Origin of the sequence: Kribbella sp. NBC_01510, assembly GCF_045040325.1 — a bacterium.
Taxonomy (GTDB): Bacteria; Actinomycetota; Actinomycetes; order Propionibacteriales; family Kribbellaceae; genus Kribbella.
The window spans coordinates 326,204-340,329 of sequence record NZ_CP109418.1 but is presented as its reverse complement, the minus strand read 5'-3'; the positions used below and the strand labels follow the sequence as shown (position 1 = coordinate 340,329).

The following is a 14,126-nucleotide window of genomic DNA, read 5'->3' as shown; positions in this document are numbered from 1 at the left end:
AAACGGTGTGGGTCACTCCGGGGCGGTGAACAGGGGCATCGTCGGAGGCGTCCCCGACTCAGCGGTCTCGGCCGGCTTCGACTCAGCGGTCTCGGTCGGCTTGGGCTCGGCGGTCTTCCGGGTGCGCGCACGGGTCCGCTTGACCGGCGCCTCAGGTGCCTCGACGGCCGCGTCCGCAGTCGTGACCTCGGCCTGGACCTCAGGCTTGGTCTCCGCGGTCTTGCGGGTGCGCTTGCGCGGCTTCCGCTCCTGTTGCGGGGCCTCGGCGGCCTCGGTCGAGGACTCCTCGGTCGGCGGCACCTGGGTCTTGCTGGTGACGTCGGCCTCGGACTTCTCGTCGACCACCTGGCCGGAGCGAGTGCGCTTGCGGGTCCGGCTGCGCTTGCGCGCGGTCCGCTCGCCGTCACCCTCGGTGCGTGCCTCGCCACCTCGACGGCTCCGCGCCGGCCGCTCGTCGCGAGCCTCGGCGGTCTCGCGCGGCTCGCGGGCCGGCTTGATCCGGCCCTTCGCGTCGGTCGGGATACCCAGGTCGTGGTACAGCTCCGGCGACGTCGAGTAGATCTCCTGCGGCTCGTCGTACGGCAGGTCGAGCGCCTTGTTGATCGTCTTCCACCGGGTCACGTCCGGCCAGTCGACGAACGTGACGGCGATCCCGCTCGCACCGGCCCGTCCGGTCCGGCCGATCCGGTGGATGTAGGCCTTCTCGTCCTCGGGGCAGGTGTTGTTGATGACGTGCGTCACGCCCTCGACGTCGATGCCGCGGGCCGCGACGTCGGTGCAGATCAGTACGTCGATCTTGTCGCCGCGGAACCGGGTCAGCGCGCGCTCACGGGCCTGCTGGTTCAGGTCGCCGTGGATCGCGGCAGCCTTGAACCCACGATCCTGCAGGTCGTCGGTCAGCCGGGAGGCCTCCCGCTTGGTCCGGCAGAAGATCATCACCCGGCCGCGGTCCTCGGCCTGCAGGATCCGCGCGACCACCTCGGGCTTGTCCAGATCGTGCGCCCGGTAGACGAACTGTGCCGTGGTCGGCACCATCTCGGTGTCCTCGTGCGACTCCGCGCGGATGTTCAGCGGGTGCCGCATGTGGGTGCGGGCCAGCGCGATCACCGCGGACGGCATCGTTGCCGAGAACAACATTGTCTGCCGCAGCTCGGGGGTCTTGCGCAGAATGCGTTCCACGTCGGGCAGGAAGCCGAGGTCGAGCATCTCGTCGGCCTCGTCCAGCACCAGCACCTTGATGTGGCCGAGGTCGAGGACGCCCCGGTTCGCCAGGTCCAGCAGGCGTCCCGGCGTACCGACGACGACGTCGACGCCCTTCTTCAGTGCGTCCAGCTGCGGCTCGTACGCGACGCCGCCGTAGATGGTCAGGACGCGCACCGTGCGGACGGTGGACGCGGTCTCCAGGTCCTTGGCGACCTGGATGGTCAGCTCGCGGGTCGGGGTGACGACCAGCGCCTGCGGCTTGCCGGGAGCGGCGAGCTCCTCGTAGTCGGCCTCGCCGGGGGAGATGGTGCGCTGCAGCAACGGGATGCCGAAGCCGAGCGTCTTGCCGGTGCCCGTGCGGGCCTGGCCGATCAGGTCGGTGCCCATCAGGGCGACGGGGAGTGTCATTTCCTGGATCGGAAACGGCTCCACGATGTTGACGCGGTCGAGCGCGTCGCAGATCTCGGGCAGCACGCCGAGCTCTCGGAAGGTGGTCAGGCTGATCGCCTCTCACATGCTTGTACGGACAGGTGTGCTCAGTGGCCGGGCGCCTGGGGCTTCTCAGCCCCGATCGTGAGGCGCGGGGACACTGTGCAAGCACCTCGCACCAGCTTGCCCATCTGGGCGCGTCACCGGCGAATCGCCCTCCAGTGTAGCCGCAACCGCCGTCAAGCCCGCCTCGTGTGGTTTGCGCCACTCGCGCTCCGGTCCAGATAGGGTGCCGGGCATGGAGCAGACGGCCTTTGATGATCCCGCCTACCGGGCCGCGGCGGTGGATCTGCTGGGAGTGCTCGCGTACGGCGAGCTGACGGCGTTCGAGCGAATGGCGGAGGACGCCAAACTGGCGCCGACACTGAACGACAAGGCGGAGCTGGCGGCGCTGGCGACGACCGAGTTCGGCCACTTCCAGCAACTGCGGGACCGGTTGGTCGCGCTCGGCGTGGACCCGATGGCGGCGATGACGCCGTTCGTCACCCCGCTGGACGCGTTCCACGACCACACCGCGCCGTCGGACTGGCTGGAGGGCCTGGTCAAGGCGTACGTCGGGGACGGCCTGGCCAACGACTTCTACCGCGAGATCGCGTCGTTCGTGGACGCGGAGACCCGGGGCCTGGTGCTCGAGGTGTTCGCGGACTCCGGGCAGGCCGAGTTCGTGGTCGACCGGGTCCGGGCCGCGATCGAGGAGGACCCGAAGCTCGGTGGCAGGCTGGCGCTGTGGGGACGCCGCCTAGTCGGCGAGGCGCTCAGCCAGGCGCAGCGGATCGCCGCGGACCGGGACTCACTGGCCGCGCTGCTGGCCGGATCGGTCGACCGCCCCGGCCTCGACCTGGCCGCGATCGGCCGCATGTTCACCCGCCTCACCGAGGCCCACACCGCCCGGATGACCGCCCTCGGCCTGCAGGCCTGACCCCACCCACCAGCCTCCAGACCCGACGCACCCCGCCTGCCTCCATTTGAGGGTTAACCGGCTCGTGTGCCGTTTCCGTGGGTTAGTGGCGGCGGGGAGGGGTGGCCGGTAGCCCGGCTGCCCCGTCCGGCTGGCTTGGTCGGTCACTTTGTGCACCAGATCCGTAGGGCGCCGGGGGGCCGGGTACGGATCTGATGCACAAAGTCGATCTCTGCGGTGGCTGAGACCGGTTGGCCAGGGTCCGGGCTCGGTTCCGCGATGCTGGCGCACGCACCAAGCAGGCGCGGTCCCGGCCGGGGCGCCGTTTGGCGGGCGGGGGCGCGGACATCAGGTCGGGGCTTGGGACAACCCATGACCTGTCCAAGGTCCCGACACCTTGTCCCAGCTCCCTGCTCCTGCCCGAAATCCCCGCTCACCGCTCACCGCTCACCGCTCACCGCCCACCGGCCTGCCGCCGGCCGCCCTTCCGCCGGCCGGCTGGTGGTGGTTGTCGTTCCGCACGGGTTGTCCACCACTCGGGCGTCGCGGCGGGTCGATGCTTGATCGGTGCACAAGGTCAGGCGGGCCGGCGTTCCACGGAACGACAGGAGAGACGGTTAACCCCTCGAATTGCCGGTTCTCTCGTCGTATCAGAGGGGGAGAAGGGGCACCTTCGGGGGTTCTGACCGGAAAATAACGACCTTGGCTGGGCAGGGTGGGGTGGTCTCGCGGGTGGGGCGAGGCTGGGTTGGGTGTGCGGTGGGGTGGTGGTGGTGGGGGTCAGGTGGTGGTGAGGGTTACGTGGTAGCCGAGGGCTTGGAGTTGGCGGAGGTGGGTGCGGACTTTGCGGTTCTTGTCGATGCGGGTGTTGTGGTAGTCGCGGCCGAGGTCGTGGTAGCGGGCGTGGGGGTTGGCGAGGAGTTGCCAGATGATGACGAGGATGGAGCGGGCGACGGCGACGAGGGCTTTGAGTTTGCCGCGGCGTTTGACCAGTCGCCGGTAGCGTTCGCCGAGGAAGGTGTCGGTCCGCGACGCTGCGGCGGCGGCTTCGCCGAGGACGCTTTTGAGGTAGGGGTTGCCCTTGCCGGTCTGCCCGGATCGGTTCCTCGGCCCGGACTGGATGGTGCGGGGGGAGAGTTTTGCCCAGGACGCCAGGTGTTTCGCGGTGGGGAATTGGCGCATGTCCAGGCCGATCTCGGCGATGATCACCTGGGCCGCTTTGGGGCCGATGCCAGGGATCTCGGCGAGCCGCTGGGCTGGCGGGTAGTACCGCGAGGCCTCGCACGGTGCAGATCCGCCCCTGCCCTCGCCACTGCCCTCGCCCCCGCCCTCGCCGCTGTCCTGGCCACTGGTGGTGGGGTCGACAGGTTCGGGGATGTCGGTGAGGAGTTGGTCGATCCGCGCGGTGATGCGGTCGATCTGCGCGTCGAGGCTGTCGACCTGGTCGAGCAGCATCCGGGCGATCTCGGCGTGGTGGTCGTCGAACCGGCCGGTCAGCGCCTCGACCAGCGCGGCCTGTTTGACCCGCAGCTTGCCCCGCGCCAGGTCGGCCAGCTGGCGCGGGTCGCGGCGGCCGGCGATCAGCGCCTCGAGCATCACCCGCCCGGAGACACCGAAGATGTCCGAGGCCACCGTGGACAGCTTGATCAGCGCGTCCTCGAGCAGCTTCTCCAGCCGCTGCTTGTGCCGGGACCGTTCCGCGACCAGATCCGAGCGCAGCCGGGTGTAGTCGCGCAACTGACGGATCTGGGCCGGTGGCACGAACGAGGGCCGCAGCATCCCCCGCTCGTTCAGCTTGGCCAGCCAGACCGCGTCGATCGTGTCGGTCTTGGGCCGGCCCGGGACATTCTTGACCTCGCGGGCGTTCACCAGCCACACCCTCAGCCCAGCCGCACCGAGCAGATACACAAACGGCCGCCAATAATCCGAGGTCGACTCCACCACCACCCGCTCGACCCCCTCAACCATCAACTGATCACCCAGTTCGATGATCGCGTTGGTCGTGGCCGGCACCTCCCACACCCTGGTCACCCGTTTCCCGCGACGGCCCGGATCAGGCAGCCGGGTGCACACCCTGCCCGTCGCCTTGGCCACATCGACCGCGGCAACCCGCTCGACCGTCTCCTCCTGCTCGGCATCAACGACCACTACCGGCTCTGACCTCACCCCGACCACCCTCCCACCCACAACGACACCGCTCGGCGGGATGCCCGGGGGCCACGGTCGGGAACCGAAATTCTGACCGGCGTGCTCGAAGCAACAATGCATGACCCATCAGGTCGGGCCCCGGCGCCAGACTCCACCTACGGACTCCTACGACCAAGAACCAACCGGCGTCAACGGGCACCCCAACCCCATTTTCACGACCGCAAGACGTCACCACCAGTGCCACAACGACTCCCCTCAAATGGCCGGGAGTGGGATGCACAACAGCCGCCTGCCCGGAAGGGGCGGCGGCCGTCGGGATGCGCGGGAACTCGCCCCACGGGCGGGTGTGGTCAGGCGGTCTTGGCTTTGCGCGACGAGATGAACGCGATGACGATCGCGGCGCAGATGATCTGGATCAGGTACTGGATCCAGTCCGGGCCGGACGTGTCCTTGACGCCGAGGAAGTAGGCGATCAGACCACCGATGAAGGCGCCGATACCGCCTCCGAGGATGGTCCAGCCGAGGCCGATGTCCTGCTTGCCGGGGAGCACCAGCCGGGCCAGCGGCCCGAAGATGACGCCTGCGATCAGGCTGACGATGAGCATCCAGACCCAATACACGGTTCCTCCTTTGAGGGATGGCTGACCTGCGCCTGGGCCGGCGCCCCGTAGCTACCAGACCACTGCAACGCAGGTCTCACCGCCATCGTGCCCCTTCCGTGGCACTCCGCAACCGGGACACGCGCGACTGTGTCCGGACCGCGATCAGATCGCGCCGAAGCCGACCTTGCGGATCGAGACCTCGCCGATCTCCACGTACGCGAGCCGGTCGGCCGGGATGATCACCCGGCGGCCCTTGTCGTCGGTCAGCTGCAACAGGTTCGCCTTGCCGCTGAGCGCCGCGGCGACCGCCTCCTGGACCTCTTCCGGGGTCTGCTCGCTCTCCAGCACCAATTCACGATTGGCGTGCTGCACGCCGATCTTGACCTCCACGAAACCCTCCGGGCACGTTCCGACCGGCGGCTCTCGCCGGTGACGCTTCGAGCCTATCCGCTGCGAGCCGTCGGCCCTCACCCGTCCGCCGAGAGCAGAACCTCAGCCGTCGGTGCGGGGGAAGCCGCGGATGCCGCGCCAGGCCAGCGAGGCGACCAGGTCGGCGGCCTGCTGCTGGGCCAGCGTCGGGTCGTCGGAGGCCAGCCAGTACCGGGCGCTGACCTGCGCCATGCCGACCAGGCTGACGGCCAGCACCATCGACTGCTCCCGGCTCAGGCCGGCGTCGGCGCTGATCACCTCGGAGACCGCCTCGGCGCAGGCGTGGGTGACGCGGTCCACCCGCTCGCGGACGGCCGTCTCGTTGGTCAGGTCCGACTCGAACACCAGCCGGAAGGCGCCCTGCGCGTTCGCCACGTACTCGAAGAACGCGTGCATCGTGGCCGCGACCCGGAGCTTGTTGTCGTCGGTCGACTTCAGCGCGTCCCGGACGGACGCGATGATCGCGTCGCAGGAGGTGTCCAGCAGGGCCAGGTACAGCTCCAGCTTGCCGGGGAAGTGCTGGTAGAGCACCGGCTTGGAGACGCCGGCGCGATCGGCGATGTCGTCCATCGCGGCGGCGTGGTAGCCGTTCGCGACAAAAACCTCCTGGGCCGCCTCGAGCAGTTGCGCGCGGCGGGCCAGCCGCGGCAGGCGGCTGCCGCGCTTGGGCGCGGTCTCGGGTGTCGTCGACACGTCGGCTCCTTCGGTGGTGCGGCGCCGGCGGCTCGGGCTCGACCGCCGGGTCGTTGCCCGAATCCTACCCAGCGGTTGTCCCGGCCAGTAGCTTCCCCGCCGAACCGGGTTCCATCGTGGTACCGCTCAGCGGTAGTCGTCCTCGTCCGCGTCGCCCACGGCGCGGCGCTGCTCCGCCACATCGACCGGGTCGGCCTCCAGCAGTACGCCGGAATCCTCGGGGCGGTCGTCCACCACGGTGGAGCTCTGGCGTTGCTCCAGTACGTCGGCCTCGGGAGCGTCATCCGGGACACTGCCGACGGCAGGACCCTCGTAGTCGGGTTCACTGGTCATGCGACTGCCTCTCCTCTCGGTGTTCGACGGTTCTGACCCTTACGACGGTAGCGGCTTCGGGTCGTCGTAGAGCCCCTCCAGGACATCGCCGTACTCCTCGATCCGGGCGAGGACGTCATGGGGGAGGAATCTGAGCTCCTCGGGCGTGGTCGCCGACGCCACCTCGTCCCAGTCGATCGGGGTGGACACCCGCGGCTCGTCGGACCCGCGGAGGGAGTACGGCGCCAGTGTGGTCTTGGCGCTGGCGTTCTGGCTCCAGTCGATGAAGACCTTGCCGGGACGCAGTGCCTTGGTCATGTTCGCGGTGACGTTCTCGGGCAGGGCCTCGGCCAACTGCTCGGCCAGTTGTTTGGCGAACGCACTGGTCTTCCTGGACGACGCTGGCTCGATCGGCACGTACAGGTGCATGCCTTTGTTGCCGGACGTCTTCGGCCAGCCCTCCAGCCCGTAGTGACTCAACAGCTCGCGCAGGGCCAGCGCGACATCGCAGCACTCCACGATGGTCGCCCCCGGCCCCGGGTCGAGGTCGAACACGATCAGGTCGGCCTCTGGCTTCTTGCCGTGGTCCGACAGGCCGATCCGCCACTGCGGCACGTGCAGTTCGAGCGCGGCCAGGTTGGCCAGCCAGACCACGGTCTGGATGTCGTCGGCGACCACGAAGTCCGCCTCGTCCCGACCGGTCGAGCTGCCGGGCGTCGGGAGTGTCACGGTCCGCACCCAGGCCGGCGTACCGCGCGGGGCGTTCTTCTCGAAGAAGTACGGCGCTTCGGTGCCGTCAGGCCACCGCTTGCGGGTCAGGGGGCGGTCGGACAGATGTGGCAGCAGCAGGTGCGCGACCTGGTGGTAGTAGTCGATCACCTCGGCCTTGGTGAAGCCGGTCTGTGGATACAGCACCTTGCCGAGGTTGGTGAGCTTCATCGTCTGCCCGTCGACCTCGGTCGTCAGCTGCTGCGGCGCGCTTGCCATGTGTCCCAGTGTCCAGCTTGAGAGCGTCTTAACATGGGTTTCGTGGAGAGTTACGGGGCAGTAACCGGCACTGGCGTGCCGTTGGGAGCGCAGGAATGGCCGGCACGCCGGGTGCCGGTCGCTGGGGTGGATCTGCTGGTCAGAGACGTGCCGGGCGCGGCGGCGGACCTACCACCCGCACTGTTCGTGCACGGCCTCGGCGGGTCCTCGCTGAATTGGACCGCCCTCGGGCTGCTGCTCAACGACACGATTCGCGGTATCGCCCCCGATCTGCCCGGCTTCGGACGTACGCCGCTCGCCGGAGCCGCGGGGATCACCGAGCAGGCCGCCGTACTGATCGAGCTGCTGGAGCGTGAGGTCGATCAGCCGGTGCACCTGTTCGGGAACTCGATGGGTGGCGCCGTCGCGGTGACGCTCGCAGCACAGCGCCCGGACCTGATCGCTTCGCTGACTCTGATCTCTCCCGCCCTGCCGCATCCGCGGGTGTCCGCCAGTGCGATGTGGTTCACCGCGCTCGCGACGCCCCGGCTGGGCCCCGTCGTACTGGAGCGGAGCCGGCGGTTGCCGTTCGATCGGCGGTTCCGGGCGTCGCTGGCGATGGTGTTCGGCGATCCGCGGTCGCTTGCGCCCGAGGTGCTGGCGGCGTACGAGGAAGAGCTGCGGCGGCGCGACACCGACCCGTGGGTGACGCGGGCGACACTGGACGGCGCCCGGAGCATCCTGAGGTCGTCGCTGGCTCCGCCGCGCCGGTCGTTGTGGGCGGATGCGGCGAAGGTGGAGTGCCCGGTGCTGCTGGTGTACGGCGGCAAGGACCGACTCGTCGACGCCCGGATCCGCACCAAGGCCCAGCGCACCTTCCCGAACGCACGGCTGCTCTACCTGCCGCAGTCCGGTCACGTCGCCCAGATGGAACACCCCGAACTGGTCGAGCGCGCCGTCCGCCAGCTGATCTCCTGATCGAGTCGAATCCGCCGCCGGACTGAGACACGACTGAGCGGCGGATCCGGTCAACTTTCCTCTCGCCTGACAAGTCCGACGAACAACCTGTTCGTCGACAACGAGAGGACCACTGTGCGAGTGATCGCCCACGCCGTGAGGACACTGTCGCTGGGGATGGTCGCACTGCTGGGTGTGGGGACAATGACCGCTGTGGCCGCCCCGCCCGCGCCGCCATCCATTGCTAAAGGCAACAACTGGAACATTGAACCGGTAGCCGGCGGCTACGACTGACCCTGCGCCTCGACGCGCCGGCGCCGATGGTCAAGGACGGTACGGCGTTGATCCGCAAGGACTACACCGTCCCGAACGACGACGGCACCGGCCCGGCCATCCGCTCCATCGACGGCTTCATCGAGCCCGGCAAGACCACCGGCGACCTCCCGGTCAGAATCCTCGACGACAACCTCAAGGAACCCACCGAGACCTTCACCGCCACCCCCCACCACTCCAACGCCCCCCACCTCCCCCTCCCCCTCCACCTCTCCGCCACCATCACCGACAACGACTGACCCGACTTTGAGCACCCACCGACCGTTTTCCGCCGCGGATTCTGGTTGGTGGGTGCTCAAAGAGGCGGTGGGGGAGTGAGACGAGGGGACCGGGATGTGGACTGCGCGCGGGGTGGTTTGGGATGTGCGGGAACATGGGGGAGGGACAGATGGTTGAAAACCGGAGATCCCGTCCGACGTCTTCCTGAGGAGCCGACACGTGTCACTGCCACCGCTGGTCGAACCGGCCGACGAGCTGACCATCGACGAGGTGCGCCGGTACTCGCGGCACCTGATCATCCCCGAGGTCGGGATGGCCGGGCAGAAGCGGCTGAAGAACTCCAAGGTGCTGGTGATCGGCGCCGGTGGTCTCGGCAGCCCGGCGCTGTTGTACCTGGCCGCGGCCGGTGTCGGCACGCTCGGCATCGTCGAGTTCGACACCGTCGACGAGTCCAACCTGCAGCGCCAGATCATCCACGGCCAGTCCGACGTGGGCAAGTCCAAGGCCCAGTCGGCCAAGGAGTCGATTCTCGAGACCAACCCGAACACGAACGTCGTCCTGCACGAGACCCGGCTGGACAACGACAACGTGTTCGAGATCTTCGAGCAGTACGACCTGATCGTCGACGGCACCGACAACTTCGCCACCCGGTACCTGGTGAACGACGCCGCGGTGCTGCTCGGCAAGCCGTACGTCTGGGGCTCGATCTTCCGCTTCGACGGCCAGATCAGCGTGTTCTGGGCCGAGCACGGCCCGTGCTACCGCTGCCTGTACCCGGAGCCGCCGCCACCCGGCATGGTCCCGTCCTGCGCGGAAGGCGGCGTACTGGGCGTGCTCTGCGCGTCCGTCGGCGCGGCGCAGGTGACGGAGGCGATCAAGCTGCTCACCGGCATCGGCGACCCGTCGCTCGGCCGGCTGAACATCTACGAGGCGCTCGACCTGAACTGGCGCTCGCTGAAGGTCCGCAAGGACCCGAACTGCGCCATCTGCGGTGAGAACCCGACCGTCACCGAGCTGATCGACTACGAGGACTTCTGCGGCGCGATCACCGAGGAGGCGGCCGACGCGGCCGTCGGCTCGACCATCTCGGTGAAGCAGCTGAGCGAGTGGATCAAGCTGAAGGACAACGGCGAGAAGGACTTCGTACTGATCGACGTCCGCGAGCCGAACGAGTACGAGATCAACCGGATCCCGGGCTCGGTGCTGATCCCGAAGGCCGACTTCCAGACCGGTGTGGCGCTGGAGAACCTGCCGCAGGACAAGCAGCTGGTCTTCCACTGCAAGTCCGGCGTCCGCTCCGCCGAGGTCCTGGCGATCGCGAAGGGCGCGGGCTTCTCCGACGCTGTCCACGTCGGTGGCGGCGTGGTCGCCTGGGTCGACCAGATCGACCCGAGTCAGCCGTCGTACTAGAACTGCTCAGGGGGCTGGATCACTCCAGCCCCCTGCTGTCTAGCAGCCCCTGACGTCTAGAAGGCCATCCGGCAGCTGCTGACCGCTTCGACGGCGACCGGATCGCCGGTGACGACGGGATGGTCGTCCCGGCCGGACAGCGTCCGCATGTAGCCGACGGCATCCAGAGCGGCGCGGCCGACCGGCTCGTCCCTCCCCAGCCGGTAGGTCCCACCTCCCTGCCCGGTGAGTTCGAGCAGAACGGCCGGACGGTCACCCCAGAACGGTCCGCTGTCGACGTCGTACATGACCTGCGCGACGATCTCCTCGGCGTACAGTCCCGCGTCGAACTCGCGGCCGAGTGCCTGGCAGACATCGTCGCGATGCATCCACAAGTCACGGGCGAGCAGGATGTCCTGGATGTAGCCGAGATCGATCGACTCGAAGCCCGGTACGCCTTCGAGCTTCACCCGGATCCGCCGGACGAGCGCCGGGTTCCGGGCGATCCTGCGCGAGGCCTTCGCCCACACCTTGTCGAACGACGCCCGCACCTCGGCCGGCGGCGTCCCCCGGTGTTCGTCGGCCTGGATCATCATGTGCGCGTCGAGCAGTACCGCCTGCGGGTACTTCCGCTTCGCCTTGAGGTCGCGCAGTGGGAACAACCACGGCCGGAGCACGTCCTCTGCCTGGCCGACCAGGTGCCCGGCGACGTCCGCGACATCCCACGCGTCGCAGACGGTACGGCGGTGCCACTCGGCTCCCTCGAGTGACGCGAGCAGGTCGTGCCACGCGTGAATCTCCGCGTCGCGGTGGACCGTGCAGCGTTGCCGGTCGGCCCGGCCGATCTGCTGAGCGAGTACAGCGGTCATCATTTCCCCCCGGTCGGTGCGTAGTGCTGGTAGAACATCTCGAGGACGACGGGCAGCAGCCGGCTGAACCGTCCTTCCTCGAACGATGCGTCAGGTTGGTTCGCCATCTGCTGCGAGAGCACTCCTGACGTGATCGACGTGAACACCGCGAGTCCTTCCTCGCTCGCCGCGTCCGGACGCAGCCGCCCGGCGTCCACTCCCGCCTGCAGGTGCCGGCGAAGGTCGGCCAGCGCCTCCTGGGCCGGCGCGAACGCCTCCGGACTCGGCTCGAACCCGGGGATCGTCCGCCAGAACAACAGCTGCGAGTAGACCGGGTTCCGCATGCTCCACCGGGCGAACGCCGTGGTGCCGATCAGATGCAGCTCGACGACGTCACCCGTCGTCGCGGCGGCGACAGCGTCGCGCTGCGCGGCCAGGAACTGCTCGGCGCCGCGCTGGAAGAGCGCGTCGTAGATCGCCATCTTCGACGGGAAGTACTGGTACAGCGACGGCGGTTGCATGCCGAGCCGGCGGGCCACCGCGGACAGGCTGAGCGCGGCGACACCCTCGGTCTCCATCAGTTCGATGGCGACGTCCAGGACCTCCGCGATGGTCTCCTGGCGACGGCGGGTACGACGGTCCAGCCCGGCAGTGCTCATGCACTAAGGAAAACCTAAGACCATTAGGGACGTCAACACCCCGTAGGTTTCGAGTGGGTTTGTCCCCGCGGGCACGTAGTGTCTTGGCATGTGCAGAAACATCACGGTTCTGAGGGGACTCGAGCCGGCCGCGACCTCTGAGGAGATCTACGCGGCCGCGCTGCAGTACGTGCGCAAGGTGAGCGGCGTCGGCTCGCTGAGTGCGACCACCCGCGACCCGATCGAGCGGGCCGCGACCGAGGTCGCGAAGATCACCGAGCAGTTGCTGGCGGAGATGCCGGAGCGCCGGGTCCCGCCGCAGACGGTGCCGCCGCTGCGGCGTCCCGAGGTGCGTGCCCGGCTCGGTCTCGACTAGAGCCTTCCCATGGGGGAGGAGGCTCGCACCGGCCGGCGGCGCCAGGGGGTGGTGTTCACGCTGATGGTCGTCGGGGTGCTGCTCGCGCTGACGAACTCCAACGCGCAGACCGAGTTGGTGCGCCGGCGTCAGGACACCTGCGACGGCACGTTGGCGTTGCCGGCGGCCGCGTACGTGCTCGGGTTCGCCGGGCTGATCGTCGGTGTGATCGCGCTCTTCCTCCTGGTGCTGTGGTTCCACCGCAGCCGCCAGCCGCTCGCCCTAGTCCTCTTCGCCACCGCGGCCGCCGCCGTCGTCTTCGAGGTCTTCGCCGTGGTCACCGCCTTCCAGGACGGCAGCCCGATCCAGTCCCTCTGCTTCGGTTAGCGCCCGGGGGTAAGGTCACTCGGGGGAAACGGTCACCTAGGGAGGCGCTGGTATGCGGTTCGCGATCAAGACCAGGCCGGAGCACACCACCTGGCAGCAGCTGCGGGACGTGTGGGTCGCCGCGGATCAGTTCGAGATCTTCGAGTCCGCCTGGCACTGGGATCACTTCTACCCGCTCAGCGGTGACATGGCCGGCCCGAACCTTGAGGCGTGGACCACGCTGGCTGCGCTGGCGCAGGCGACCGAGCGGATCCGGCTCGGCTGCCAGGTGACCGGGATGATCTACCGGCATCCCGCCGTACTGGCGAACATGGCCGCGACCACCGACATCATCTCCAACGGCCGGCTCGAGCTCGGCATCGGCGCCGGCTGGAACGAGATGGAGACGACCGCCTACGGCATCGACCTCTATCCGCTGAAGGAACGCTTCGACCGGTTTGACGAGGGCACGCAGGCGATCATCGCGCTGCTCACCGAGAAGGTCGCGAACTTCGACGGCAAGTACATCAAGCTCACCGACGCGTACTGCGAACCGAAGGCCGTGCAGACCCCGCACCCGCCGATCACCATCGGCGGCAAGGGCCCGAAGCGCACGTTGCGAGCGGTCGCCCGGTGGGCCCAGCAGTGGAACGTCATCGTCCAGAGCCCGGAGGAGTGGAAGCAGCTCAAGGACGTGCTGGTCCAGCGCTGCGAGGAGGCCGGTCGCGACGTCAACGAGATCACCTGCTCGGTCAACGTCCGCATCGACCCGGACGTGCCGCTCGACACCGCGGTCGCCGCTGCGGCGGCGTACGCCGAAGCTGGCGTCGATCTGGCCGTGATGAACCTCCCGCTCGACGCCCCGCCGTCCGTCCTCGAGCCGCTCGCGAAGGCGCTCGCCCCGCTCGCCTGAACTGTCCGCGGTCCCCGCTAGGTTTGGGTTCGTGGACAGGGAGGAGTACGTCGAGGCGGTGCTGCGTGCCGTCGAGTCGATCCCGCCGGGCAGCGTCGCGACGTACGGCGACATCGCGGAGTACGTCGGTCAGGGTGGCCCGCGTCAGGTCGGCGCGATCATGCGCGAGTACGGCGGTGGCGTGCCGTGGTGGCGGGTGATCCGGGCCTCCGGCGTACCCGCGGACGAGGTCGGCGACGAGCAACTGCACAACCTCCGCTCCGACGGCGTCCGCGTCACCAACGGGCGCGTCAACCTCCGCGAAGTCCGCTGGGATCCGGACGTCGACGACCACTGATCTGTCCGCTTTCCGGCTAGTGAAGTCCCTG

17 protein-coding genes are annotated in these 14,126 nt (G+C 68.8%); 8 read left to right on the top strand and 9 right to left on the bottom strand.

Annotated features, from left to right (window positions below):
* Positions 1-12: 12 nt before the first annotated feature.
* On the bottom strand, positions 13-1,677 hold the full coding sequence (locus OG558_RS01630) for a DEAD/DEAH box helicase (protein ID WP_405068615.1): 1,665 nt from the start codon (positions 1,675-1,677) through the stop codon (positions 13-15).
* A gap of 253 nt (positions 1,678-1,930) precedes the next feature.
* Between OG558_RS01630 and OG558_RS01625 the strand changes: the two genes are divergently transcribed.
* The gene (locus OG558_RS01625) at positions 1,931-2,611 is read left to right on the top strand and encodes a ferritin-like fold-containing protein (protein WP_329481036.1); all 681 of its coding nucleotides are present in this window, start codon (positions 1,931-1,933) and stop codon (positions 2,609-2,611) included.
* A gap of 759 nt (positions 2,612-3,370) precedes the next feature.
* On the opposite strand, the gene OG558_RS01620 is transcribed toward OG558_RS01625, so the two are convergent.
* The 6 genes from OG558_RS01620 to ligD all read right to left on the bottom strand — a co-directional run bounded on the left by OG558_RS01620 (position 3,371) and on the right by ligD (position 7,761).
* Positions 3,371-4,756: an IS110 family transposase gene (locus OG558_RS01620; RefSeq protein ID WP_405068614.1), complete on the bottom strand. Its 1,386-nt coding sequence runs from the start codon at positions 4,754-4,756 to the stop codon at positions 3,371-3,373.
* Positions 4,757-5,088: 332 nt separating this feature from the next.
* On the bottom strand, positions 5,089-5,358 hold the full coding sequence (locus tag OG558_RS01615) for a GlsB/YeaQ/YmgE family stress response membrane protein (protein WP_329481034.1): 270 nt from the start codon (positions 5,356-5,358) through the stop codon (positions 5,089-5,091).
* Between the two features lie 144 nt (positions 5,359-5,502).
* Complete coding sequence (locus OG558_RS01610) at positions 5,503-5,730, bottom strand: DUF3107 domain-containing protein (RefSeq protein ID WP_328518618.1); 228 nt, start codon at positions 5,728-5,730, stop codon at positions 5,503-5,505.
* A gap of 102 nt (positions 5,731-5,832) precedes the next feature.
* The gene (locus tag OG558_RS01605) at positions 5,833-6,462 is read right to left on the bottom strand and encodes a TetR/AcrR family transcriptional regulator (protein WP_329481032.1); all 630 of its coding nucleotides are present in this window, start codon (positions 6,460-6,462) and stop codon (positions 5,833-5,835) included.
* 126 nt (positions 6,463-6,588) lie between these two features.
* Entirely contained in the window at positions 6,589-6,795 is a 207-nt protein-coding gene (locus OG558_RS01600; protein ID WP_328518620.1) for a hypothetical protein, read from the bottom strand.
* A 39-nt stretch (positions 6,796-6,834) separates the two neighbouring features.
* A complete protein-coding gene (ligD, locus tag OG558_RS01595; protein ID WP_328518621.1) occupies positions 6,835-7,761 on the bottom strand; it encodes a non-homologous end-joining DNA ligase in 927 nt (308 codons plus the stop codon).
* Positions 7,762-7,803: 42 nt separating this feature from the next.
* Between ligD and OG558_RS01590 the strand changes: the two genes are divergently transcribed.
* The 3 genes from OG558_RS01590 to moeZ all read left to right on the top strand — a co-directional run bounded on the left by OG558_RS01590 (position 7,804) and on the right by moeZ (position 10,659).
* Complete coding sequence (locus OG558_RS01590) at positions 7,804-8,718, top strand: alpha/beta hydrolase (protein WP_329481030.1); 915 nt, start codon at positions 7,804-7,806, stop codon at positions 8,716-8,718.
* A gap of 299 nt (positions 8,719-9,017) precedes the next feature.
* Positions 9,018-9,269, top strand: coding sequence for a hypothetical protein (locus OG558_RS01585; RefSeq protein ID WP_405068613.1), 252 nt, complete (start codon positions 9,018-9,020; stop codon positions 9,267-9,269).
* Positions 9,270-9,468: 199 nt separating this feature from the next.
* Positions 9,469-10,659, top strand: a complete 1,191-nt coding sequence (gene moeZ, locus OG558_RS01580; protein ID WP_329481028.1) for an adenylyltransferase/sulfurtransferase MoeZ — start codon at positions 9,469-9,471, stop codon at positions 10,657-10,659.
* A 56-nt stretch (positions 10,660-10,715) separates the two neighbouring features.
* Here the strand turns inward: moeZ and OG558_RS01575 are convergent, their stop codons facing one another.
* Together OG558_RS01575 and OG558_RS01570 are read right to left on the bottom strand one after the other, a co-directional pair.
* Positions 10,716-11,507, bottom strand: coding sequence for a maleylpyruvate isomerase family mycothiol-dependent enzyme (locus OG558_RS01575; RefSeq protein ID WP_405068612.1), 792 nt, complete (start codon positions 11,505-11,507; stop codon positions 10,716-10,718).
* Positions 11,507-12,145, bottom strand: coding sequence for a TetR/AcrR family transcriptional regulator (locus OG558_RS01570; protein ID WP_405068611.1), 639 nt, complete (start codon positions 12,143-12,145; stop codon positions 11,507-11,509). Before OG558_RS01570 ends, OG558_RS01575 begins: the two co-directional genes overlap by 1 nt.
* 88 nt (positions 12,146-12,233) lie before the next feature.
* Between OG558_RS01570 and OG558_RS01565 the strand changes: the two genes are divergently transcribed.
* The 4 genes from OG558_RS01565 to OG558_RS01550 are packed head-to-tail and all read left to right on the top strand — an operon-like array spanning position 12,234 to position 14,095.
* A complete protein-coding gene (locus OG558_RS01565; protein WP_405068610.1) occupies positions 12,234-12,500 on the top strand; it encodes a DUF2277 domain-containing protein in 267 nt (88 codons plus the stop codon).
* 9 nt (positions 12,501-12,509) lie between these two features.
* Entirely contained in the window at positions 12,510-12,866 is a 357-nt protein-coding gene (locus OG558_RS01560; RefSeq protein WP_329481020.1) for a hypothetical protein, read from the top strand.
* 52 nt (positions 12,867-12,918) lie between these two features.
* Positions 12,919-13,758, top strand: a complete 840-nt coding sequence (locus tag OG558_RS01555; RefSeq protein ID WP_329481018.1) for a TIGR03560 family F420-dependent LLM class oxidoreductase — start codon at positions 12,919-12,921, stop codon at positions 13,756-13,758.
* A gap of 31 nt (positions 13,759-13,789) precedes the next feature.
* Entirely contained in the window at positions 13,790-14,095 is a 306-nt protein-coding gene (locus OG558_RS01550; protein WP_328518632.1) for an MGMT family protein, read from the top strand.
* The last annotated feature ends 31 nt before the right edge of the window (positions 14,096-14,126 follow it).

Bases quoted from the DNA above. Each gene is read 5' to 3' on its own strand.
- OG558_RS01560 (WP_329481020.1), top strand. From the start codon at position 12,510: ATGGGGGAGGAGGCTCGCACCGGCCGGCGGCGCCAGGGGGTGGTGTTC.
- OG558_RS01565 (WP_405068610.1), top strand. From the start codon at position 12,234: ATGTGCAGAAACATCACGGTTCTGAGGGGACTCGAGCCGGCCGCGACC.
- OG558_RS01585 (WP_405068613.1), top strand. From the start codon at position 9,018: ATGGTCAAGGACGGTACGGCGTTGATCCGCAAGGACTACACCGTCCCG.
- OG558_RS01600 (WP_328518620.1), bottom strand. From the start codon at position 6,795: ATGACCAGTGAACCCGACTACGAGGGTCCTGCCGTCGGCAGTGTCCCG.
- OG558_RS01555 (WP_329481018.1), top strand. From the start codon at position 12,919: ATGCGGTTCGCGATCAAGACCAGGCCGGAGCACACCACCTGGCAGCAG.
- OG558_RS01625 (WP_329481036.1), top strand. From the start codon at position 1,931: ATGGAGCAGACGGCCTTTGATGATCCCGCCTACCGGGCCGCGGCGGTG.
- OG558_RS01575 (WP_405068612.1), bottom strand. From the start codon at position 11,507: ATGACCGCTGTACTCGCTCAGCAGATCGGCCGGGCCGACCGGCAACGC.
- ligD (WP_328518621.1), bottom strand. From the start codon at position 7,761: ATGGCAAGCGCGCCGCAGCAGCTGACGACCGAGGTCGACGGGCAGACG.
- OG558_RS01570 (WP_405068611.1), bottom strand. From the start codon at position 12,145: ATGAGCACTGCCGGGCTGGACCGTCGTACCCGCCGTCGCCAGGAGACC.